We start from the raw sequence: 20,132 nt of genomic DNA on the forward strand, positions 1-20,132 counted from the left end.
TTGCAATTAGAGAAAATGCCAAAAAGCAAGAGAAATTTTTATATTTAGCTTTTGCTTAGTTTTTATATCTTTCTTATCCTTAAATTTTAGTCTAAAGCAGGCTTTTGTTTTGTCTTATCGTTTTTAAGCTTATCTTTTTTGGCTTCAAACTCAGCTATTACATTTGCATCAGGAAATAAATATCCATCTTCAACCATCAGATCAACTGCTTTTTTAAACATAGGCAACGCACTTTGAGCGCCGAAGTAGTAGTAAGGTCTTTTAGGATCCCTTGCTAAAACGCCTATTGTGTAGCTATTGCCTCTTGTATCATTTACAAAGCCAAAAAATGAGCCATTGTAGGTATTGCTGTATCCACCACTACCTGAGGCAATGTGTGCAGTTCCAGTCTTGCCACCTATCTCAAGCCCTGGTGTAAAGGCTTTTAGTCCAGTACCTTTCTCAACCGTTTTTATTAAAATTCTCTTCATTATCTTTGCGGTTTCTTGTGATATAACTTGAGCTGGCTCGGACTTTGGCAAATCGTATCTTTTTCCATTTCTCTCTAAGTAGGCAACCATGTGAGGAGTAACTTCAATGCCTTTATTGTTAAATGTATTATAGGCTTTTAAAAGCTGCATAAATGTAGCTTGCAAGCCGTATCCGTAGCTCACAGTCGCCTTATATGTCGATGAGTTTAGCTTTGTAACTGTTGGCATCATACCTACTTGCTCGTAAGGTAGATCTATGCCAGTCTTTCTTGAAAAGCCAAAATTTAAAAGTCCTTGATAAATTTGTGGCCCATTTAGTCGCTCAACAAGCTGGATCATGCCTATGTTTGAACTGTGTACGATTATATCCTCAGCACTCATAAAAGGCTCTGGATGGGTATCTTTGATTATCCTTTTGCCAAGTTGGTATCGGCCATTATAGGTATTTACAAGCTCGAATGGATTTACTTTCTTCTCTTGAAGTAAGATAGAAAATATAAATGGTTTAAAAACTGAGCCAACTTCATAAGCATATTCGCTAACGGTCGAGTTTAGAGCGTTATAATCTTGCTTTCTTATATTTGAAGGATCATACCTTGAGCTAGAAGCTAGGGCTAAAATTTCTCCATTTTTGCTATTCATTATGCATATAACTAACTCTTTTGCATCTAGAAATTCACGCTTTTCATCTAAAATTTGCTCTAGTTTAGTTTGAAATTTTAATGGTATAGAGAGCACCGCATTGTAGCCATCTACTCTTGTTGCTAAATTTGAGTCACTTGTTAAAATAATATTATTTCCAATATCGCGAGGCCCTAAAATTTTTGCATTTTGTATAGGGGCTAAATAATCTTCATAATATCTCTCAAGACCTTTTACACCTTTGCTTTTTGTAAGCGTGTCACTTTCAGTTTTGCTCACGTAGCCAATAGCTGGTGTGAGGGCATCTTTTGACATAAATTTACGATTTTGACCGCTCTCCATTACTCTCATGCCCTGAAATGAAGCAAGGCCTGTTTTTGGGTCAAGGTATGAAACCAAAATGCTCTTGCGATTTAGCTTTCTTGAGAGCTCTTGAAGGTAGGTAGCACCCTTTGCATCAATGCTATATGAGAGCGTAACGATACCTTTTGTGCCATTTATAATCTTTCTTACTTTGTTTGGATCGTCGCCGCTGTAAAGCGAATATAGCTTGATAAACATCTCTTTTTTATTAGGATCAATATTTCTAGTGTCAAGCATTACTTTGTAGAGTTTTTGACTTGAAGAGATGCTAAAGCCATCTTTTGTGATTATATTGCCACGAATCGCTGTATTTATATCGCTTGTTTGAAGCCTAGGAAGCTTTCGCTCGATACTTGCTCTATAAAATATGACAAGTACAAATATTGAAATTCCAAAAGTAATTAATAAAAAAAGTATGGTTATTTTTGATTTTCTGGAATTCATTAATGACTTAAATTTGTGTTCTAGAAATTTCTTTATAAGCACTTAGTGCTTTGTTGCGAATTTCTAGCATAAGCTTCATGCTAGTCTCTGCTTTGCCTATCGCAATAGCAGCTTGGTGCAGGTCTTTTACCTCGCCAGTTGCAAGATCGGCTATGGCTTTATCTGCATTGATTTGGACTTTATTTAGCTCTTTTAAAGAGTCGTTTAGAGCATTTTCAAAGCCGCCTTCTTCGCCTGCTTTTGCTATTTTATTTGAATTTTCATTTTTATTTATTTTGTCTAAATTTATACTATTTATCATTATGCTTGTCCTGAAATAAGTGATATCGCACTTTGTGCTATTGTTTTTGCATTTTGAAAGGCTGCCACGTTTGCTTGGTATGCCCTTGTTGCTTCAAGTAGGTCAGACATCTCAATAACCGGATTTATATTTGGAAATGCGACGTAGCCATTTGCATTTGCATCTGGATGGCTCGGGTCATATTTTAGCTGAAAGTCCTTATCGTCACGCACCACTTTATCCACGATCACGCTAGTTAGGGCAGGGTGAGCGTTTTTTGGTGAGCTTGGATCATCAAGTGGATTTTCATACTCGAGTAGACTTTGTGAGCTTTTAAGTTGATCGTTTAAAATTTTATCAAAATTCATCTCTTTAAAGATCACCTCTTGTCTTCTGTAAGGACCACCTTCAGCCGTTCTTGTAGTCTGTGCGTTTGCTATGTTTGAGCTGATGACGTTCATTCTGAAACGTTGTGCGCTTAGTCCGTATCCACTAATATCAAAATCGTTTAAGTATGACATCATCTCTCCTAGTTCTTAGCACTTGCGTCTATGACGCTTTTAAAGATATTGCTTTGAGCCTTGTAGGCGCTATCAAGGGCGTTTATCATAACTGTATTTTTGCCCATTTCTGTTGTCTCAACATCAAGATCGACTGTGTTTGCATCGTTTCTAGCCATGTGACCATCGCGCAAGAAAATTTGAGCTGTGTCGTTTTTTGGGAAATCAACCGCAGCCATGTGCGCTTCGTTTGTCTTAGCAAGTTGTAGTTTTTTTTGGCTTGAAGTGTTATAAATTTCATTTGCTTTTTCTTTTAAAACATCTTCAAATCTTATATCTCTAGCTTTATAAAATGGTGTATCAACGTTTGCAAGATTGCCAGAGATTAGTTTTTGGCGTAGTTCTCTGCCTGCAAGAGCTGATTCAACAAGTGGGCTAGATTTTGATTTATCTAAAACAAACATTTAAAATCCTTATGAAATTTCACATTTTTATAAGCAAACGATGTTCCAAATATAGGGCAAATTTATTTTGTCTCATAAATTTTTGTCAGATCTTCTTTCATTTTTGTGACTTTTATACCACCAAGATAGTATTTTACCCCGTATTGTCCGCTATCTACGTCTGTTAAAATTTGATATTCACCATTTTTTATCACGACCTTAAAAGGTAGTGCGATCTCGTGTTTATATTCGATGTCTCTTACGATTTGCTCGGCAAGTCTGTCATTTATCTTTTGATCGTTTGCTATGAAATAGTAGGCGTTAAATTTTTGCATAAATTCGTGTAAAACATACTCATTTGTGACATTTTCAAAATGAGTTAGTCCAATTAGTGTAAATTTATCTTTGTTTTCAAGCTGATATTTTGTAAGCTCAGCTGCCTCTTTTTGACAAGGTGGGCAAAATGTACCAAAAATATCGATCATTAAAACTTTATTTTCATCATTTTTGATAGCAAAGCCATGATTTTTTCGAACTAAAGTAAGCTCCTTACCGCTTACATCTACAAGCTTAACCTCTTCATTTGGGCTAAATTCTTTAAAATTTGTACTACTGCTCTCATCGTCACCACAGCCAAAAAAAGCAAATAAAGCGATTATTAAAACGAGTAAATTTTTCATCTTATCCCTTAAATATATCTTTTTATGGCAGCTCTTGCCTCTTTGTCTGCCTCGCGTCTTTTTAGAGTCTCGCGTTTATCGTGTAAATTTTTACCTTTTGCAAGGGCAAGCCTTGCTTTTACGATATTTTTATCACTTAGATAAAATGCTAAAACAACCAGCGCTAGTCCATCTTGTGAGACTTGACCGAAAATTTTATCGATCTGCTTTCTATGCATCAAAAGTTTTCTGGCTGCTCGCTCATTTGGACGAAATGCGCTATGTGTAGTCTCAAGATAGCTAATGTGGGCGTTTAGTAAAAAAAGCTCACCCTTTATGACGCGCACAAAGCTATCTTTTAGATTTGCTCTACCAGCCCTTAGAGCTTTGACTTCGCTGCCTTTTAAAACGATGCCAGCCTCGAAGGTTTCAAGTATGCTAAAATCATGCAAAGCTTTTTTGTTTTTCGCTAGATCTTTTATCAAAATTTTACCTTTTATTTTACGCTAAATACGCTACTGCCGCTACCACTTAGAAATTTATCTTTAAACTCATTCATCTGTGGATAGAGCTTGAAGCATGGGGCAAAAAGATCGTTTAACTCCCCATTTTTATAAATTTCAAGTAGCTCTTTGCTTTTTAAATTTTGCATCTTTTTTGCAACATTAACGTCTATGTATTGTAAGAAATTGCTTCTAAATTCTTGATAAACCATCGGTGTGGAGCAAAAAACGTTTGGTGTAAAGATATTTAAATCCGGCACTTCGTCATCAAATTCTTCTATGATCTCACCTATGCCGCTTACATTTGCTGCCTTGTAGCCACATACGAAAAAAGCGACATCTGCACCGATTTTAGACGCTATTTGCATCAAATTTTCATGTTTTATATTTAAATTTAGCTCATCATTTATCATTAGCAAAAAGGTTGCGGCATTTGAACTACCTCCACCAAGGCCCGCACCAATTGGGATATTTTTGTTGATGATGATTTTATGAGAGCTAAAAAACTCGTCAAGCTCGTTTGAAAAGCCGGCTCTTTTTAGCTCATCTACCGCTTTTTGGATGATGTTATCTTTTATATCGCTGTTGTTGCATTCTATAGCAAATGAATCTGACTTTTTAAAATAAATTTCGTCAAAAAGCTGCTCACAGATGATAAAGCGCGATAAAATTTCGTGGTAGCTGCCTCTAGTGCCAACTATCTTTAAAAATATATTTATCTTTGCAAAGCTTTTCATTTCTCGATTTTTTTAGCTAGCTCGTGGATATCGGCTTCACTTGCAGTTTTTGTGGCATGGATATTTTCGTTTTTGATATCGTTTGCTAGTTCGCTTCTTAGTATCATTGTGTTTCGTGGCGCTTCGATACCGAGTTTAACAGTATTTTTTGAAATATTTACTATGACAACTTTTATGTCATTTCCTATTAAAATTTCTTCATTTTCTTTTCTTGCTAGGATTAACATTTTTCAACCTTATTTAGAGTGTAATTTATAGTATCATCCGTGATTTGGATTACGCTCATAAATTTATCATAATTTAGCAAATAAATTCCTTGCTTTTGTGTTTCAAAATCGTTAATTTTTAATTTCTTACCATCAAGAATATCATTTATATCCCCAAAGTATGTATTTTTCTGAATGTTTAAAAAATCACAAATATTCAAAAATTTTTCATTTTCGTAGCAAAATTTGCCTTCACTTGTCCTTTTTAATGAGCTTAAAGTTACATTATAACCAAGCTTTTTTCCAAAAATTTCTGCATACGAACGGATATAACTTCCTTCGCTTACGCTTAAATGAATGGTTAAAAATGGGTGCGAATAGTTTAAAATCTGGCTATCAAAAATTTCCATCGTTTCTGTCTTTAGCTCAAATTCTTCACCGTTTCTAGCTAGCTTGTAGGCTCTTGTACCATTTACATGCTTGGCGCTAAATTTTGGCGGGATGTAGCTTATTCTGCCAGTCAGCTCGCCTCTTATGGCTTCAAGTTTTTCTAAATTTAGCTCTTTTACATTTGAAATTTCAGTGATATTTTCATTATCCATGCTTGGACTGCTAGCTCCAAGCCAGATCGTCGCCTCATAGACCTTTGGGCTTTTGTCTAAAAATCTAAAAAATTTCGTATACGAGCCAAAAGCGACTATTAAACAACCGCTTGCAAATGGATCAAGTGTGCCTGAAAACCCAGCCTTTTTAACGCCGTATTTTCTCTTTAGTCGCCCTAAAAAGTGGTTTGAGCTCATGCCAGCTGGCTTATTTGCCACGAAAATGGCGTTCATACGGCCTTTTCCACGAAGCTTGACATTATCTCTCTTACATTGCCACCAAAATTTATAGTCAGTTTAAACTCTTTTTTGATCTTGCTAACCGCACTCACGCGGCCGATACCAAAAATTTTATGTTTAACAAGGTCACCTTTTTTAAATTCATTGCTCTGTTCGATAACTAGCGAGCCATGCGTGATACCGCTTTCGCTTAAAAATCTACTCTTATTTAGCCTTGTGCGCTGACCTTTGTAAAAGCGCGAATTTGCAAAGCTTAGACTAAGTGTCTTTTTGGCTCTTGTTATCGCCACATAAGCTAGTCTGCGCTCCTCTTCGATGTCGCTTCCATCGCCAATGAGCGGGAAAAATCCCTCTTCAAGGCCGATCACAAAAAGGTGCTCAAACTCAAGCCCCTTGCTCGCATGCACGCTCATGATACTAATAGCCTCGTCGCTGATGCCGTCTTGCTCGCTTGTTAGCGTGATCTCGTTTAAAAACTCCTCCAGATCAAAGCTTGGATTTTGTTTGATCTGATCTTTTAAAACAGCGTAAAACTCATCGATATTTGCCGCTCTTTCAGCACCATCTGGCAAGCTCTCGTAGTATTTTTTCACGCCAAATTTAGCTTCAAATTTATCTATCAGGTCAAAAACCGAGTTGCTTTCTTGAAGCTCTTTAAGGTTGTTTGCAAACTCAAGAAGGGCTGATTTTACCTTTTTACTAAAGGCATCGTCGTTATCAGAGATGTTTGAGATCGACTCGTAAATGGAAATTTTACCTTCAAATGCCATCTTTTCGAGCTTATCAAGGCTTACTTTGCCTAGTCCTCGCTTTGGGCGGTTGATGATGCGCCTTATTGAAAAATCATCGTTTGGATTGTTTATCAGCCTTAGGTAGCTTATGATATCTTTGATCTCGGCTCGTTCGTAAAATTTAACTCCGCCGACCATTTTATAGGCGATTTGCTCTTTGTTTAGCCCATCTTCAAGCGAGCGAGAGAGCGCGTTTATGCGGTATAAGATCGCAATATCTTTTGCCTGCACACCTTTGCTTAAAAGCTCTTTTATGCATTTTGCGATCTTGCCAGCCTCGACGCTCTCATCAAAGCTCTCTATCAGATTTACGGCCTCGCCTTCGCCTTTTGTGCCCACGAGCTTCTTGCCAAGGCGGTTGCGGTTGTGATCTATTAGTTCGTTTGCAGCCTTTAGTATCGCCTCGCTCGAGCGGTAGTTTTTCTCAAGCCTGATAATCTTTACATCTTTAAACTGATCTTTAAAATTTAAGATATTATCGATCTTTGCGCCGCGCCAGCCGTAGATACTTTGATCATCATCGCCTACGACGCAGATGTTTTCGTGACATAGACAGAGCTTTTTTAGCAGTTTATACTGAAGGTCGTTTGTGTCTTGATACTCATCGACCATTATGTATTTGTATCGGTTTGAAATTTCTCTAGCAAGCTCTTCGTTTTCGTCTAAAATTTTATATGTAAGCCCGAGCAGATCGTCAAAATCAACAAGGTTGTTTGCCTTTAAATAGTCCTCATATTTTTCATAAATTTGAGCAGCTTGTTTGTAAAAGTTATCCTTGCTCTTGTCAAATGAAGAGAAATTTGCGTTTTTATAGACCTCTTCGACGCTTAAAAGTGAGTTTTTATAGTTTGAAATTTCGCTTGACAAAATTGCAGTTGCGACCGGACTTTCAAAGCTTTTGATGATACGTTTTTTATCGTCTGTGTCGATTATGACGAAGTTATTTTTTCTGCCAAGCTTTTCAATGTAAAGCTTTAAAAACAAAAGCCCGAATTTATGAAAAGTGCAAAGTAGCGGCGAATAGTTTTTGCCGCTTTGGCTTAGCATCGCCATGGCTCTACTACGCATCTCGTTGGCGGCTTTGTTTGTAAAAGTAAGAGTTAGTGTATTTGCCGCATCTATACCGACCTCGCCGATGAGGTAGGCAAGCCTAGTTGTGATGGTCTTTGTCTTGCCGCTGCCAGCTCCTGCAAGTATGAGCATCGGACCATCTATATGAGTAGCTGCTTCGCGCTGAGATTCGTTTAAATTTGATAGTAATTTTTCCATTTTTTGCTTTTTAAATTTTCTTTTGATTTTAGCCAAAAATGCTTAAAATTACTATTTTTTCTTAAATATATCTTTATTTTTTGGGTTTTGCAAAAAGACTGAAACCGATTTTTTTGTGTGGTCCGCTTGCTTCTCTTTTGGCTTATGAATAGAAAAATTTACAAGGATCGGGCTATTTTCAACCAAAATTTGAACCACTGCACCAAGTGGAAAGGAGACCACTGAGGCAAAATTTTCACCACCAAAGCCGGCCTCAAAGCTAAGCTCATCTTGCGTTAACTTCGCACTCTCAAGCGTATAGCCACCAAGTGAAAACATAATGACTGGCATATTAAAGCTTCTATTTATCTCATCTGGCAAGCTTGGCTCAAAGCTAACTAGCGGTAAATTTGCCATAACTGAGAAATTTACCCCTTTTTCAAGCAAAAAATCAATGCACTCATAGACGTGCATCTTCATCAAAAGCGAAAATTTCTCATCATCTAAAATTTCGTCTAACATCTTAATCCTTTGAAATTTCTAAAAACTCATCTACTAGCTTTTTAACCTCGTTTATGCCGATCTGCCAGAAATTTTTATCATCGATATCAAAGCCAAATTTACCTACAAGCTCCTTTGGACTAAGGCTGCCGCCAAGGCTCAAAAACTCGGTGTAAATTTCGACAAAATTTTTGCATTTGCCGCTTTTGTAAAGCCCAAAAAGTGCAAGCACAAGAAGTTGCGCATAAGAGTAGGCGTAGCAGTAAAATGGCGTGTGGATGAAGTGCGGGATGTAGCTCCACCAAATTTTGTAGTAGCCATTTAGCGTGACACTTTTGCCAAACATCTTTTTGCTCTCTCTTAGCCAAATTTTATTTAGCTCGTCTAGACTGATCTCGCCCTCATGTGCGTGCACAGCTCGCTCAAAAGTGGTAAAATTTATCTGGCGGTAAAGCGTGGCAAATATATCCTCGATCTTGCCAGCAAGCAGTGAAATTTTCTCTTTTTTGCTAAGGTCATCTTTGACGTGGTCAAAAACTAGCATCTCGCAAAAGACTGAAGCCGTCTCAGCTGTGGTTAGTGGCGTGTCTGAGTTTAAGTAGCTTACATTATAAGAGAGCTTTTGATGCACGGCATGGCCAAGCTCATGGGCAAGCGTGAAAAGGTCTCTACGCTGGTTTGTGTGATTTAGCAAAACATAAGGGTGCGTGTCGCTTGATCCTGAGTGAGAAAATGCCCCACCTCGCTTGTTTGGCGCTGGGTAAACGTCGATCCAGCCGTCACTAAAGGCGCTTTTTGCGATCTCGCCAAATTTAGGTGAAAATGTCTCAAACGCCTTTAAAACTATCTTTTTGCACTCATCAAATTTATACTCGCCCTCACTGCTAAGAGGTGCGTATCTATCGTAGTCATAAAGCTTTTTAAGGCCTAAAATTTCTCTTTTTCGCTCGTAAAATTTAGCAACTAGGTCAAAATTTTTCTCAGTTACGGCAATGAGCGAATCAACGCTTTTTTTACTGATTTGATTTTCAAGGTGTCTTGGCTCTTCAGGAAGCTTGAAATTTCTAAGCTCGCAGCTTGTTTTTAGATCAGTTTTTATCATATTGTATATGTAGCCAAGAAGGTGCTGGTGTTTGCTAAGCTCGTTTGAGAGGCTTTTGGCGGCTAGTTTTCGCACGCTTTGATCGTTATCATGAAGCTTAGCTAAAATTTCCTCTTCATTTAAAAGCTCACCTTTAAATTTAAACCTCATCTTGCTCATACTCTCATCAAAAAGCCTTGAAAAGCCCTCAGCTCCAGTGCTAGCAGTGCGAAGTAGTACCCTCTCTTCAGCAACGCTAAGTTGGTGCGGTTTTGCTTTGGCAAGATTGTTTAGATAGTAGCCATATTTTTTGGAGCTTTTGATAATTTCTTCTTGTTTTCTAGGGCTAAACTCATTAAATTTGATCTCAAAAAATATCAAATTTTCATTTGCTTTTGTCGCTATCTCATCGATCTTTGCATAAAATGCGCCCTTGCTTGTATCTTTGGCAAAATTTAAAAAAGCGTAAGTCATTACTTTTGAAATTTTAGCGATTAAATTTTCATATTCAGAAAATGCCTTTAAAAACTCGTCTGTTTTTAAATTTTCATAATTTTCTATGTATTTATCTTTAAATTTCTCACACTCTTTTTGTAAATTTAGTGCGTTTTGCTCGCACTCTTTTTCGTTTGCAAAAAGTGCTTTTAGATCCCAAATTTGCATATTTATCCTTTAAATTTTTGGGACATTTTACAAAAAAATGGATAAAAGTAAAATTTCAGCCAAAATTTAGCTGAAATTTTATGAAGATTAGTTTGAAGTCTCTGAAGCTACGGCTGTAAAAAGCACGTCTGATGAGCTATTTAGCGCAGTTTCAACTGAGTCTTGGATAACACCAATTGTAAAACCAACTGTTACAAACTGCATTGCGATGTCATTACTGATACCAAAAAGACCGCACGCTAATGGCACTAGAAGCAAAGAGCCACCAGCCACGCCAGATGCGCCGCATGCACCAAGAGCTGAGATGAAACAAAGAAGTAGCGCATCGCCAAAAGTAACTGTGATAGATGGGATAGAATTTACCGCAGTAAGCGCTAGAATACTAATGGTAACTGCCGCTCCGCCCATGTTTATAGTAGCACCAAGTGGGATAGAGATCGAGTAAAGCTCCTCTTTTAGACCAAGCTTTTTGCAAAGTGCCATATTTACAGGGATATTTGCGGCCGAGCTTCTTGTAAAAAATGCTGAAATAGCGCTCTCTTTTAGGCAGATCATGACAAGTGGATAAGGATTTTTTCTAGTTAATACAAAAACCATGGCTGGGTAGATGATAAATGCGACAACAAGCATTGCTCCAACAAGAACTAAAATCAGTTTTAGATATCCTGCAAGTACTTCAAATCCAGTTTCATGAATGCTAATAGCAACCATACCAAAGATACCAAACGGAGCTAGTCTAATGATAAATTTAACAATATGGGTTACGCCATCGCTTATATCTTTAAATACTTTTTTAGTCTCAGCTGTGGAATTTCTAAGCGCTATACCACTACCAACTGCCCAGGTGATGATGCCTATATAGTTACCATTTGCAAGGGCGTTTATTGGATTTTCGACCATTTTATAAATGAGATCTTTTAAAACATTGGTAATTCCTTGAGGCGCTGACATATCAGCACTTGCAAGACCTTTTAAAGAAAGCTCCACTGGGAATAAGAAACTAGCAATAACTGCAACAACGGCTGCTAAAAATGTACCAATTAGATAGAGTGTAATGATCTTTTGCATACCTTTTGTATGACCAAAATCTCTTAAAATAATGGATGTTGCCACTAAAACAAAGACAAGAATTGGTGCGATAGCTTTTAAAGCACCTTTGAATAAATCGCCTAAAACTGAAGCTGAAGCTGCGATAGAATCGGCTGAACTAGCTTTTTCTTTGGCTTCATTTAGCTGCTTGGCTTCATCTTGACTAAGGCGAGTTTTTATAACTTCATCTACGCTCAAACCACTTTCGTTTTGAATAGTTTGAATTTTAGCCGAGATCTTGTTATAAGGAGCTGCTTCGTAGTGTGTGTAAAAGCCAACTAGGGCACCTAGGATGATACCAACTAAAATTTGAATTATCAAATTTCCATCGGCGTATCTTCTTGCTATGTTTTTAAGCATATTCATTTGACACCTTAATAAATTAGTTTTTTGTTGATTTTAGCTAAACAATTTTTAAATATAAAGAATTTGATAAAGATTAATTAGCCTTTTAAATAGATTTGTTACAATTGCACAAAATTTAGTCAAGAAAAAGGATGAAAATGTATCTATTTACTTCTGAAGTTGTAAGTCCGGGTCATCCAGATAAATGTGCTGATATAATCGCTGATAGCATAGTGGATACTATTTTAACACAAGATCCAAATGGTCGTGTCGCAAGTGAAGTCTTTGTGGCTGGAAAAAATATAGTAATAGGTGGAGAGATAAACTCAAAGGTAAAACTCTCATATAAAGACTACGAAAAGATTGTAAAAGACGCTCTAGCGCATATTGGATATGACGGAAAGAGCAACTTTACAAAAGAGCAGTGCTTGCACCCAGATGATATCGAGGTCAAAGTCTGCTTAAACCAACAAAGCCCAGATATAAATCAAGGCGTTGATCAGAATGATGGCGAGATTGGGGCAGGTGATCAAGGTATTATGTTTGGTTTTGCAAGCTGCGAAGCAAAAGAATTTATGCCAGCAGCTATAACTTACGCAAGAATGCTTTGCGATAAAGTATATAAATTTGCCAAAGCAAACCCTGATAAGCTTGGCGTTGATATTAAAACGCAAGTTACGATTGATTACGGTAGCAAAGACAACTTTGAAAATTGCAAACCTCAAAGTATCCACACTATCGTCGTTTCTGCCCCTTGCGTGGAGAGCATGAAGATAGAAGAGCTTCGCGCACTAATACAAAAATTAATAGACGAAACTGGCCTTCCAAAAGAGCTATATAATAAAGAAAAAACGATCATCTATATAAACCCAACAGGCAGATATGTAAATCACAGCTCACTTCACGATAGCGGCCTAACAGGTAGAAAACTAATCGTTGATAGCTTTGGTGGATATAGTCCAATAGGCGGCGGTGCTCAGTCAAGTAAGGACTACACAAAGGTTGATCGCAGCGGACTTTACGCAGCTCGCTGGATAGCTAAAAATATCGTAGCAGCTGGCCTTGCAAAAAAATGTATCGTCCAGATAAGCTACGCGATCGGTGTTGCAAAGCCAACTTCAGTTAGTGTTGATACCATGGGAACTCATGCAAATGGCATAAATGACGATATGCTTTCAAATTTTGTAAGCGAGCATTTCGCTCTAACGCCTCGCTGGATAACAAATAAATTTGGTCTTGATAAGCCAAGTAAAGATACGTTTTTATATGCAAAAGTAGCTGCAAAAGGTCAAGTGGGAAATGCAAAATACCCTTGGGAAAAGCTTGATGCAGTCGATACTTTCAAGGCTTTACTAAAAAAATAATTAAAAAAGTGGCTTTATCTAAAAGCCACTTTAAATTTCTCTTTAAAACTCATTCCAAAACGCTTTTTTAGGCTTTATGATCTCACTTTTTGAGCCATTTACGCTGTGATAGACTGCTTTATTGTATTTTGTGGCAAGGTGTTTTATAAGCAGCCTTTGAAGCACAGGTTCGCTACTTGGCACAAACCAGCCATTGTTTGTGATAGCTACAACCACGTCAAATTCGCCCCTATAAAGCTCCTCTCTTGTCGCTTCATAGCAGATAGCATTTCTAATTTTAACTCCGTCTATCCCATAGTCGCTAAAATTTTCAGCCTTTTTAAAGTCACTAGCTCCGCCAAAAAATAGCTTATTTACTGCATCTTGCATAAATTTTGGCAAAGGAATTTCTTCGCCAAATGGCACTAAAAATTTCTTATCCATTCGCCTTAGATCGCCATCTTGAAATAAAAAGGCGGAGTTATAAATTTGCTTATTTTCATAGGCAAGCGCACCAGCTACGATGGTTATCTTTTTTGAAAGCTCTTTTAGCTCATCAACGAGCAGCGGCTCATTTGTCATAAATAATGGAAACGCGCTCTCCGGAAGGACGATAAGGCGTTTTTGCTCGGCTATGGCGTTATTTATTAAGTCTAAATTGTCATTTGTAAATTTCATGCGTAAGCTTTTATCCCAGCGCACTCTTTGAGCGATATCGGTGTTTATTAGCTCCACGTCAAATGGTAGAGTCTTTGCCTCGCTACCTTTAAACTGTAAAGCGGCTACTAGGCAGATAAAAGCTAGGATAAATTTTAAAATTTTGCCTTTTAAACTCAAAGAAATAGCCGCAAGAAATATAAATATAAGCCCTCTTGTGCTTGGCTCAAAAGCGCCTAAAACAAGTGTTGCTTCGAGATTAAACCAGTTAAAGCCAAATGGATGAACGTAGCTTACTAAAAATAGTAAAACAGCTCTTAGCACGACAAAACTGGGAAAAGAGGCTACCCAAAACATAAATCCGTAAACAAATGCTACAAAGAGAATGACAAATGGTATAAGCCAAACAAGCTCATAGTAGATAAAACTAAAGCTGATCCAATAAAACCATAAAATTCCTGTGAAAAATCCAACCACGAAAAAACCAGCTCTGCTTAAATTTATGATAATGCAAATTCCAGTTAAAGTTAAAAATGGCGAGATAAAATTTAAGAGCAAATTCTCGAAGAGGCTTAAAAAAATAAAGTTGGAAAGCAAAAAAGCACCGACAAAGGCTTTTATTATAATTTTAGTGCTAAAATGCCCATTTAAAAATCTTACAAATAAGGAAAACCATGCAAAACGCTGATTTTTTAACATCATTACTACCTCTTGTTGTGCTTTTCGCCATATTTTACTTTTTGGTTATTAGACCTCAACAAAAACAACAAAAAGCCCATGCAGCAATGCTCGCAGCTCTTGATAAAGGTGATAAGATAATAACTAATGGCGGACTTATCTGCGAAGTGATTAAAGCCGAAAATGATTTTATCAAAGTTAAACTTAACGATGATGTAATCGTTCGTATAGCACGCGAGTTTATAGCTAAAAAGATCGAAGATAAATAATGCGTAACGCAAGAGTCACATATAGGCTAGTTATCTTAATATTAGCCTTGATTTTTGGTTTTGGCTTTTCGGTGCCATCTTTTTTTCAAACACAAAGTGGAGCTAAAATTTCACTTGGCCTTGATCTTCAAGGCGGCCTTCATATGCTACTTGGTGTTGAAACGAGCGAAGCTATTCACTCAAAAATAAAATCAATAGCTGGAAGTATAAATTATTATGCTAAAAAAGAAGATGTGTTAATTGATAAATTTAAGATTAAAGAAGAGAACATTGACTTTACTCTTCTTGATGGCGACGAAGCTCCAAAAGTAGATAAAGCACTAGCTGAGATAAAGGGGCTTGATATCAAAAAAGATGGTTTAAATTACAGCATATCTTTAACAGAACAAGAAAGAACGGATACGATCGAGTATGCGATCTCGCAAGCTGTTGAAACTATTAGAAACAGACTCGATCAGTTTGGTCTAGCTGAGCCAACTGTTGCCAGACAAGGCAAAGATAATATCCTAGTTGAGCTTCCTGGCATAAAGACTGAAGAGGATGAACAAAGAGCAAGAGATCTTATCGCAAAGGCTGCTCACTTGCAGCTTATGGCAGTTGATGACAAAAGACAAGATCAGGCTAATACCATGAGCGAGGCCGAGGCTGAAAGCTATGGTGACGTGATCTTTAAAGATGCCAAAAATGACCGCGTAAAATATGTCGTTAAAAATATCCCTGTGCTTGATGGCTCGATGCTAACTGACGCAAAGGTTGCATTTTCTCAGCAAAATAACCTACCGATCATAAATTTCACACTAAATTCAGAAGGTGCTAGAATTTTTGGCGATTTTACTGGCGCAAATGTGGGCAAAAGGCTTGCTATCGTGCTTGATGGCAAGGTCTATTCAGCTCCAGTTATAAATGAAAGAATAGGTGGCGGCAGCGGCCAGATCAGCGGTGGCTTTACACTTGATGAAGCTCACGACGTAGCGATCGCGCTTAGAAGTGGCGCACTTTTAGCACCTGTTAAGATGCTAGAAAAAAGAAGTGTCGGTCCATCTTTAGGACAAGAGAGCATCAACCAAAGCATGGTAGCACTTGCTGCTGGATCTATTTTAGTCGTGCTATTTATGCTAGTTTATTATGGAATTTCTGGAATTTTTGCAAATATCGCGCTAGTTGCAGACGTTGTTATATTAGTTGCTGTCATGGCGCTTTTTGGAGCGACGCTTACCTTACCTGGTATGGCTGGTATCGTGCTAACGATTGGTATGGCAGTTGATGCAAACGTCATCATAAATGAGCGTATACGTGAGCTTTTGCGTGAAGGCGTGGCGATAAGAACGGCCGTGCAAAAGGGCTATGAGCACGCTATGAGTGCGATCATCGATTCAAACTTAACTACCATCATCACAGTTGCTGTGCTTTATGCTTATGGTACTGGCCCAGTTAAAGGATTTGCTGTGACAATGGCGATAGGTATCATGGCTTCTATGCTAACGGCCATTTTAGGCACACATGGCATGTTTGATGCAGTCATGGATAAGATAGAAAAAAGCGGAAATACCAGACTTTGGTTTGGTTATAAAAGGAGCTAGGGATGCAAATTTTTACTAAGGCAAAAGTTTATGATTTTATGCGGTTTAGATTTGTGTCACTCGCACTTTCTATATTTTTATTTGTTGGTTCGATCTTTTTGCTTGCAACAAAGGGTTTAAACTACGGCATCGACTTCTCTGGTGGTACGCTTATACAGCTAAAATACGACACCAAAGCGCCACTTGATAAAATTCGTGATGCTTTTGGCACAAATGAAGTGCTTAAAAACGCCTCTGTTACTGAGTTTGGAAGCGAAGATGAGGCTGTTATTAGATTTTCAGGTTCAAGCTCAAATTTAACTGGTGACATCGGCACTGAGATAAAGCAAATTTTAAAAGATACTGGAAATTTTGAAGTAAGACGTGTTGATATCGTTGGACCAAAGGTTGGTGACGAGCTTAGAGAAAAAGGCTTGATGGCTCTTGGAATTTCACTAATTGGCATATTAATCTACATCACATTTAGGTTTGAGTGGCGTTTTGCGCTTGCTGCGATCGCAACTGAAATTCACGATATAGTTATAACTGTCGGTGCTATTTCGCTATTTAATATTGATGTAAATTTAGATACTTTGGCTGCCGTTTTAACAGTGCTTGGCTACTCGCTAAATGATACTATCATCATTTTTGATAGGATCAGGGAGGGTATTAAAGAGAGCAAGAGGACTGATATTGAGGGCGTTATAAATGAGTCAGTGTCTGCTACGCTTTCAAGGACTATTCTAACTTCTGCAACTACGATGATGACGGTTCTTGTGCTATTTTTATTTGGTGGAGATATGATACATGGATTTTCATTTATTCTTATCGTTGGTATTATTATAGGAACGATCAGCTCGATCTACATCTCTTCGCCGTTTCTTATCTGGTTCAAATTTAGCATCGAGTATTTTAGAAGTAGAGAGACTGAAAAGCAAAAGATAAAAAAAGAGCGCGAAAAAGAGCGTGCTATGTTTGAGAAAGGTGTTGTGTAAGGAGGGATAATGAACTGGGGAAAAGTTATCTACATATTTTTTGCGTTAATGAGTCTTACGACTACAGCAGAATTTTTATATGATAAAAACGAGATCGCCCTTTTTGTGGCGGCTAGTATAAATTTAGTTTCAACGCTACTTAAGATCGGTGTTAAAAATTTACTCTCAGCTGAGCTTTTTGCAAGCTCGCTGGTTGCTGATTTACACCTTATACCAGCTTTTGTTATTTTGCAAGTCTCTGAAAATATAACACTTAGCTATTCGTTGGCTATTGGCGCAGTCATTGCAAATATATTTTCACTAGCCTTGGTTTTAATAGAATCAAGTAAAGCTCAAGAAGAATTTTAGGAGAAAAAATGGCTGAAAAGAGAAAATATGAGCCTTTGAAGATAGAAAAAAAATGGCAAGAAATTTGGGATAAAAATGAAGAATTTGAACCAAAAGACGATCTAAGCTTGCCGAAAAAATATATCCTAAGTATGTTTCCATATCCAAGCGGACGCATACATATGGGGCATGTAAGAAACTACTCTATCGGCGATGCGCTGGCTAGGTCATATAGAAAAAGCGGATATAACGTGCTTCATCCTATTGGCTTTGATAGCTTTGGCATGCCAGCTGAAAATGCAGCCATAAAACATAAAATTCACCCTAAAATTTGGACTTATGAAAACATCGACTATATGAAAAAAGAGCTTGCAAGTCTTGGCTTTTCATTTTCTAAAAAGAGAATTTTAGCCACATCTGATCCTCTTTACACTAAGTGGGAGCAAAGCTTTTTTATAAAGATGTTTGAAAAAGGGCTTGTTTATAGAAAAAATGCAATTATAAATTGGTGCGAATACGATCAAACCGTGCTTGCAAATGAGCAGGTGGAGGATGGCAAATGCTGGAGATGTGGTAATGATGTTGTACAAAAAGAGCTTCCAGGATATTACTTTAACATCACAAAATATGCTAGTGAGCTACTTGATGATCTGAAACTTCTTGAAGGCAAATGGCCAAATCAAGTAATCACAATGCAAGAAAACTGGATCGGCAGAAGCTACGGCCTAGAGTTTAAATTTTATCTTGATGAGGCTTCAAAAGAGGCTTTAGGTGGTAAATTTGATGGCTTTGAGGTATTTACTACAAGAGCTGATACGATTTACGGCGTTAGTTACACAGCTCTTGCACCTGAGCATCCTATCGTAAAAGCGTTGCTTGAGAGTGATAAAATTGATGAAAGCAAAAAGGCAAAGATAAAAGCAATCCTAAATCAAAGCCCAAGAGAGCGTCAAGCGAGCGAAAAAGACGGAGAATTTTTAGGAATTTACGTTGTTCATCCACTCACAAATGAAAAGATCCCAGTTTGGGTTGCAAATTTCATCCTAGCTGACTACGGCAGTGGCGCTATTATGGCTGTTCCTGCGCATGATCAAAGGGACTTCGAGTTTGCAAGTAAATTTAATCTTCCTATAAAGCCAGTCGTAAAGCCGCTTGAGGGTGAGAGCGATAGCTCAAAAGCATACTCTGAGTACGGAATTTCTATAAATTCTGAGCTTATAAATGGACTTGCTTCAGAAGAAGCTAAAAATTTCATAATAGAAAAATTTGAAAAAGATGGTTTAGGCAAAAGGATCACAAACTATAAACTAAGAGACTGGGGAATTTCTCGCCAAAGATACTGGGGTGCGCCAATACCAGTAGTGCACTGCAAATGCTGCGGCGTAGTGCCTGAAAAAGAGGAAAATTTACCTATCGCGCTACCTGAAGATGTCGAGATCACAGGCGAGGGCAATCCTTTAGATAAACATCCGGCTTGGAAATTTACAAAGTGTCCAAAATGCGGACAAGATGCGATCAGAGAGACTGATACGATGGATACGTTTGTGGAGAGTAGCTGGTATTTTGCTAGATTTGCAAGTAATGAGAAGACTTGGGAGCAAAAAGCACTTGACGAAAAGAGCGTGAATTACTGGATGAATGTAAATCAGTATATCGGAGGCATCGAGCATGCGATCTTGCACCTTTTATACGCTAGATTTTTCCAAAAGGTCTTAAGAGATCTAGGCTATCTAAGAGATGATGAGCCGTTTGAAAATTTACTAACTCAAGGTATGGTCTTAAAAGATGGCAAAAAGATGAGCAAAAGTAAGGGCAACGTCGTAGATCCTGACGATATTATCAATAAATATGGTGCTGATACGGCAAGGCTGTTTATCCTTTTTGCAGCGCCTCCTCAAAAAGAGCTTGAGTGGAATGACAGCGCAGTTGAAGGTGCATTTAGGTTTTTGAATAGACTTTGGGAAAAAGCTCAGACTATCAAAAAGATAGATAAATTGCCTAAGATAGATCACGAAAGCCTAAACAAAGATGAGAAATTTGCAAGACTAAAAATTTATGAAGCGCTTAAAAAATCAACTGAGGTTTTTGGCGACACATTTGCTTTTAATACATTGATTGCTGCTTGCATGGAGGCACTAAATGCCATAAATGCGCAGGATAACGAAGATGTAAATGCTGAGGGCTTTTTCATCATCTTAAATTTACTAGAGCCTATTGTGCCGCATATCGCAAATGAGCTTAGTGAAGAGCTTTTTGGTAGAAAAAATTTCACAAAGATAGCCGTAAAAGAAGAGGTTTTTGTAAAAGATAGCATCGCTCTTGCAGTTACAGTAAATGGTAAAAAAAGAGCCGAGTTTGAAGTAGCAGCAAGCGAGAGTGAGGGTGAAATTTTAAAGCTAGCTAAGCAAAATGTGGCTAAATGGCTTGAAGGAAAAGAAATTTTAAAAGAGATTTATATAAAAGGCAAATTAGTAAATTTTGTCATTAAAGGATAAAT

20 protein-coding genes are annotated in these 20,132 nt (G+C 37.7%); 6 read left to right on the forward strand and 14 right to left on the reverse strand.

The features are described 5' to 3' along the window. Window positions 1-86: 86 nt before the first annotated feature. From CVT05_RS08580 to sstT, 13 genes are all read right to left on the reverse strand, one after another. The gene (locus tag CVT05_RS08580; protein ID WP_107698513.1) at window positions 87-1,919 is read right to left on the reverse strand and encodes a peptidoglycan D,D-transpeptidase FtsI family protein; all 1,833 of its coding nucleotides are present in this window, start codon (window positions 1,917-1,919) and stop codon (window positions 87-89) included. Between the two features lie 7 nt (window positions 1,920-1,926). Next, window positions 1,927-2,220 carry a flagellar hook-basal body complex protein FliE gene (gene fliE, locus CVT05_RS08585; protein ID WP_021090507.1) on the reverse strand — a complete coding sequence of 98 codons (294 nt, stop codon included), beginning with the start codon at window positions 2,218-2,220 and terminating at the stop codon, window positions 1,927-1,929. Then, window positions 2,220-2,720, reverse strand: coding sequence for a flagellar basal body rod protein FlgC (gene flgC, locus CVT05_RS08590; protein WP_107698481.1), 501 nt, complete (start codon window positions 2,718-2,720; stop codon window positions 2,220-2,222). The genes fliE and flgC overlap by 1 nt, the downstream gene beginning before the upstream one ends. 8 nt (window positions 2,721-2,728) lie before the next feature. After that, complete coding sequence (flgB, locus tag CVT05_RS08595) at window positions 2,729-3,163, reverse strand: flagellar basal body rod protein FlgB (protein WP_107698482.1); 435 nt, start codon at window positions 3,161-3,163, stop codon at window positions 2,729-2,731. A 62-nt stretch (window positions 3,164-3,225) separates the two neighbouring features. Continuing rightward, window positions 3,226-3,822 (reverse strand): TlpA disulfide reductase family protein, encoded by a 597-nt coding sequence (locus tag CVT05_RS08600; protein ID WP_107698483.1) that lies wholly within the window; start codon window positions 3,820-3,822, stop codon window positions 3,226-3,228. Window positions 3,823-3,830: 8 nt separating this feature from the next. Then, window positions 3,831-4,283, reverse strand: coding sequence for an SsrA-binding protein SmpB (gene smpB, locus CVT05_RS08605; protein WP_107698514.1), 453 nt, complete (start codon window positions 4,281-4,283; stop codon window positions 3,831-3,833). Between the two features lie 14 nt (window positions 4,284-4,297). After that, window positions 4,298-5,041, reverse strand: coding sequence for a 4-(cytidine 5'-diphospho)-2-C-methyl-D-erythritol kinase (locus CVT05_RS08610; protein ID WP_107698484.1), 744 nt, complete (start codon window positions 5,039-5,041; stop codon window positions 4,298-4,300). After that, window positions 5,038-5,268 carry a carbon storage regulator CsrA gene (csrA, locus tag CVT05_RS08615; RefSeq protein WP_021090864.1) on the reverse strand — a complete coding sequence of 77 codons (231 nt, stop codon included), beginning with the start codon at window positions 5,266-5,268 and terminating at the stop codon, window positions 5,038-5,040. Before csrA ends, CVT05_RS08610 begins: the two co-directional genes overlap by 4 nt. Next, window positions 5,262-6,083 carry a tRNA pseudouridine(55) synthase TruB gene (gene truB / locus CVT05_RS08620; RefSeq protein ID WP_107698485.1) on the reverse strand — a complete coding sequence of 274 codons (822 nt, stop codon included), beginning with the start codon at window positions 6,081-6,083 and terminating at the stop codon, window positions 5,262-5,264. Before truB ends, csrA begins: the two co-directional genes overlap by 7 nt. Next, complete coding sequence (locus tag CVT05_RS08625) at window positions 6,080-8,149, reverse strand: ATP-dependent helicase (protein WP_107698515.1); 2,070 nt, start codon at window positions 8,147-8,149, stop codon at window positions 6,080-6,082. The genes truB and CVT05_RS08625 overlap by 4 nt, the downstream gene beginning before the upstream one ends. Before the next feature lie 51 nt (window positions 8,150-8,200). Then, entirely contained in the window at window positions 8,201-8,650 is a 450-nt protein-coding gene (locus CVT05_RS08630) for a hypothetical protein (protein WP_107698486.1), read from the reverse strand. Window position 8,651: 1 nt separating this feature from the next. Next, window positions 8,652-10,373: a M3 family oligoendopeptidase gene (locus tag CVT05_RS08635; RefSeq protein ID WP_107698487.1), complete on the reverse strand. Its 1,722-nt coding sequence runs from the start codon at window positions 10,371-10,373 to the stop codon at window positions 8,652-8,654. Window positions 10,374-10,460: 87 nt separating this feature from the next. Then, window positions 10,461-11,828 carry a serine/threonine transporter SstT gene (gene sstT, locus CVT05_RS08640; protein ID WP_413784147.1) on the reverse strand — a complete coding sequence of 456 codons (1,368 nt, stop codon included), beginning with the start codon at window positions 11,826-11,828 and terminating at the stop codon, window positions 10,461-10,463. A gap of 137 nt (window positions 11,829-11,965) precedes the next feature. On the opposite strand from sstT, the gene metK reads away from it, so the two are divergent. Further along, window positions 11,966-13,171 (forward strand): methionine adenosyltransferase, encoded by a 1,206-nt coding sequence (metK, locus tag CVT05_RS08645; RefSeq protein WP_107698488.1) that lies wholly within the window; start codon window positions 11,966-11,968, stop codon window positions 13,169-13,171. 42 nt (window positions 13,172-13,213) lie between these two features. On the opposite strand, the gene CVT05_RS08650 is transcribed toward metK, so the two are convergent. Continuing rightward, a complete protein-coding gene (locus tag CVT05_RS08650) occupies window positions 13,214-14,506 on the reverse strand; it encodes an apolipoprotein N-acyltransferase (protein ID WP_199906749.1) in 1,293 nt (430 codons plus the stop codon). Between CVT05_RS08650 and yajC the strand changes: the two genes are divergently transcribed. Genes yajC through leuS form a run of 5 tightly spaced genes read left to right on the forward strand, consistent with a single transcriptional unit; the run spans window position 14,482 to window position 20,130 of the window. Further along, on the forward strand, window positions 14,482-14,754 hold the full coding sequence (yajC, locus tag CVT05_RS08655) for a preprotein translocase subunit YajC (protein ID WP_107698517.1): 273 nt from the start codon (window positions 14,482-14,484) through the stop codon (window positions 14,752-14,754). The two genes, CVT05_RS08650 and yajC, sit on opposite strands and share 25 nt — an antisense overlap. Beyond that, window positions 14,754-16,334 carry a protein translocase subunit SecD gene (gene secD, locus CVT05_RS08660; protein WP_107698490.1) on the forward strand — a complete coding sequence of 527 codons (1,581 nt, stop codon included), beginning with the start codon at window positions 14,754-14,756 and terminating at the stop codon, window positions 16,332-16,334. Before yajC ends, secD begins: the two co-directional genes overlap by 1 nt. 2 nt (window positions 16,335-16,336) lie before the next feature. Beyond that, window positions 16,337-17,308: a protein translocase subunit SecF gene (gene secF, locus CVT05_RS08665; protein ID WP_107698491.1), complete on the forward strand. Its 972-nt coding sequence runs from the start codon at window positions 16,337-16,339 to the stop codon at window positions 17,306-17,308. Between the two features lie 9 nt (window positions 17,309-17,317). Continuing rightward, a complete protein-coding gene (locus CVT05_RS08670; protein ID WP_021090699.1) occupies window positions 17,318-17,656 on the forward strand; it encodes a DUF6394 family protein in 339 nt (112 codons plus the stop codon). Between the two features lie 8 nt (window positions 17,657-17,664). Beyond that, window positions 17,665-20,130, forward strand: coding sequence for a leucine--tRNA ligase (gene leuS, locus CVT05_RS08675; RefSeq protein WP_107698492.1), 2,466 nt, complete (start codon window positions 17,665-17,667; stop codon window positions 20,128-20,130). Window positions 20,131-20,132 lie beyond the last annotated feature (2 nt).

The organism is Campylobacter concisus (assembly GCF_003049705.1).
Taxonomy (GTDB): domain Bacteria; phylum Campylobacterota; class Campylobacteria; order Campylobacterales; family Campylobacteraceae; genus Campylobacter_A; species Campylobacter_A concisus_AR.

Coding starts and splice junctions, on each gene's coding strand:
- CVT05_RS08580 (WP_107698513.1), bottom strand. CDS start 1,919: ATGAATTCCAGAAAATCAAAAATAACCATACTTTTTTTATTAATTACT.
- fliE (WP_021090507.1), bottom strand. CDS start 2,220: ATGATAAATAGTATAAATTTAGACAAAATAAATAAAAATGAAAATTCA.
- flgC (WP_107698481.1), bottom strand. CDS start 2,720: ATGTCATACTTAAACGATTTTGATATTAGTGGATACGGACTAAGCGCA.
- flgB (WP_107698482.1), bottom strand. CDS start 3,163: ATGTTTGTTTTAGATAAATCAAAATCTAGCCCACTTGTTGAATCAGCT.
- CVT05_RS08600 (WP_107698483.1), bottom strand. CDS start 3,822: ATGAAAAATTTACTCGTTTTAATAATCGCTTTATTTGCTTTTTTTGGC.
- CVT05_RS08610 (WP_107698484.1), bottom strand. CDS start 5,041: ATGAAAAGCTTTGCAAAGATAAATATATTTTTAAAGATAGTTGGCACT.
- csrA (WP_021090864.1), bottom strand. CDS start 5,268: ATGTTAATCCTAGCAAGAAAAGAAAATGAAGAAATTTTAATAGGAAAT.
- truB (WP_107698485.1), bottom strand. CDS start 6,083: ATGAACGCCATTTTCGTGGCAAATAAGCCAGCTGGCATGAGCTCAAAC.
- CVT05_RS08625 (WP_107698515.1), bottom strand. CDS start 8,149: ATGGAAAAATTACTATCAAATTTAAACGAATCTCAGCGCGAAGCAGCT.
- CVT05_RS08630 (WP_107698486.1), bottom strand. CDS start 8,650: ATGTTAGACGAAATTTTAGATGATGAGAAATTTTCGCTTTTGATGAAG.
- CVT05_RS08635 (WP_107698487.1), bottom strand. CDS start 10,373: ATGCAAATTTGGGATCTAAAAGCACTTTTTGCAAACGAAAAAGAGTGC.
- sstT (WP_413784147.1), bottom strand. CDS start 11,828: ATGAATATGCTTAAAAACATAGCAAGAAGATACGCCGATGGAAATTTG.
- metK (WP_107698488.1), top strand. CDS start 11,966: ATGTATCTATTTACTTCTGAAGTTGTAAGTCCGGGTCATCCAGATAAA.
- yajC (WP_107698517.1), top strand. CDS start 14,482: ATGCAAAACGCTGATTTTTTAACATCATTACTACCTCTTGTTGTGCTT.
- CVT05_RS08650 (WP_199906749.1), bottom strand. CDS start 14,506: ATGTTAAAAAATCAGCGTTTTGCATGGTTTTCCTTATTTGTAAGATTT.
- secD (WP_107698490.1), top strand. CDS start 14,754: ATGCGTAACGCAAGAGTCACATATAGGCTAGTTATCTTAATATTAGCC.
- secF (WP_107698491.1), top strand. CDS start 16,337: ATGCAAATTTTTACTAAGGCAAAAGTTTATGATTTTATGCGGTTTAGA.
- CVT05_RS08670 (WP_021090699.1), top strand. CDS start 17,318: ATGAACTGGGGAAAAGTTATCTACATATTTTTTGCGTTAATGAGTCTT.
- leuS (WP_107698492.1), top strand. CDS start 17,665: ATGGCTGAAAAGAGAAAATATGAGCCTTTGAAGATAGAAAAAAAATGG.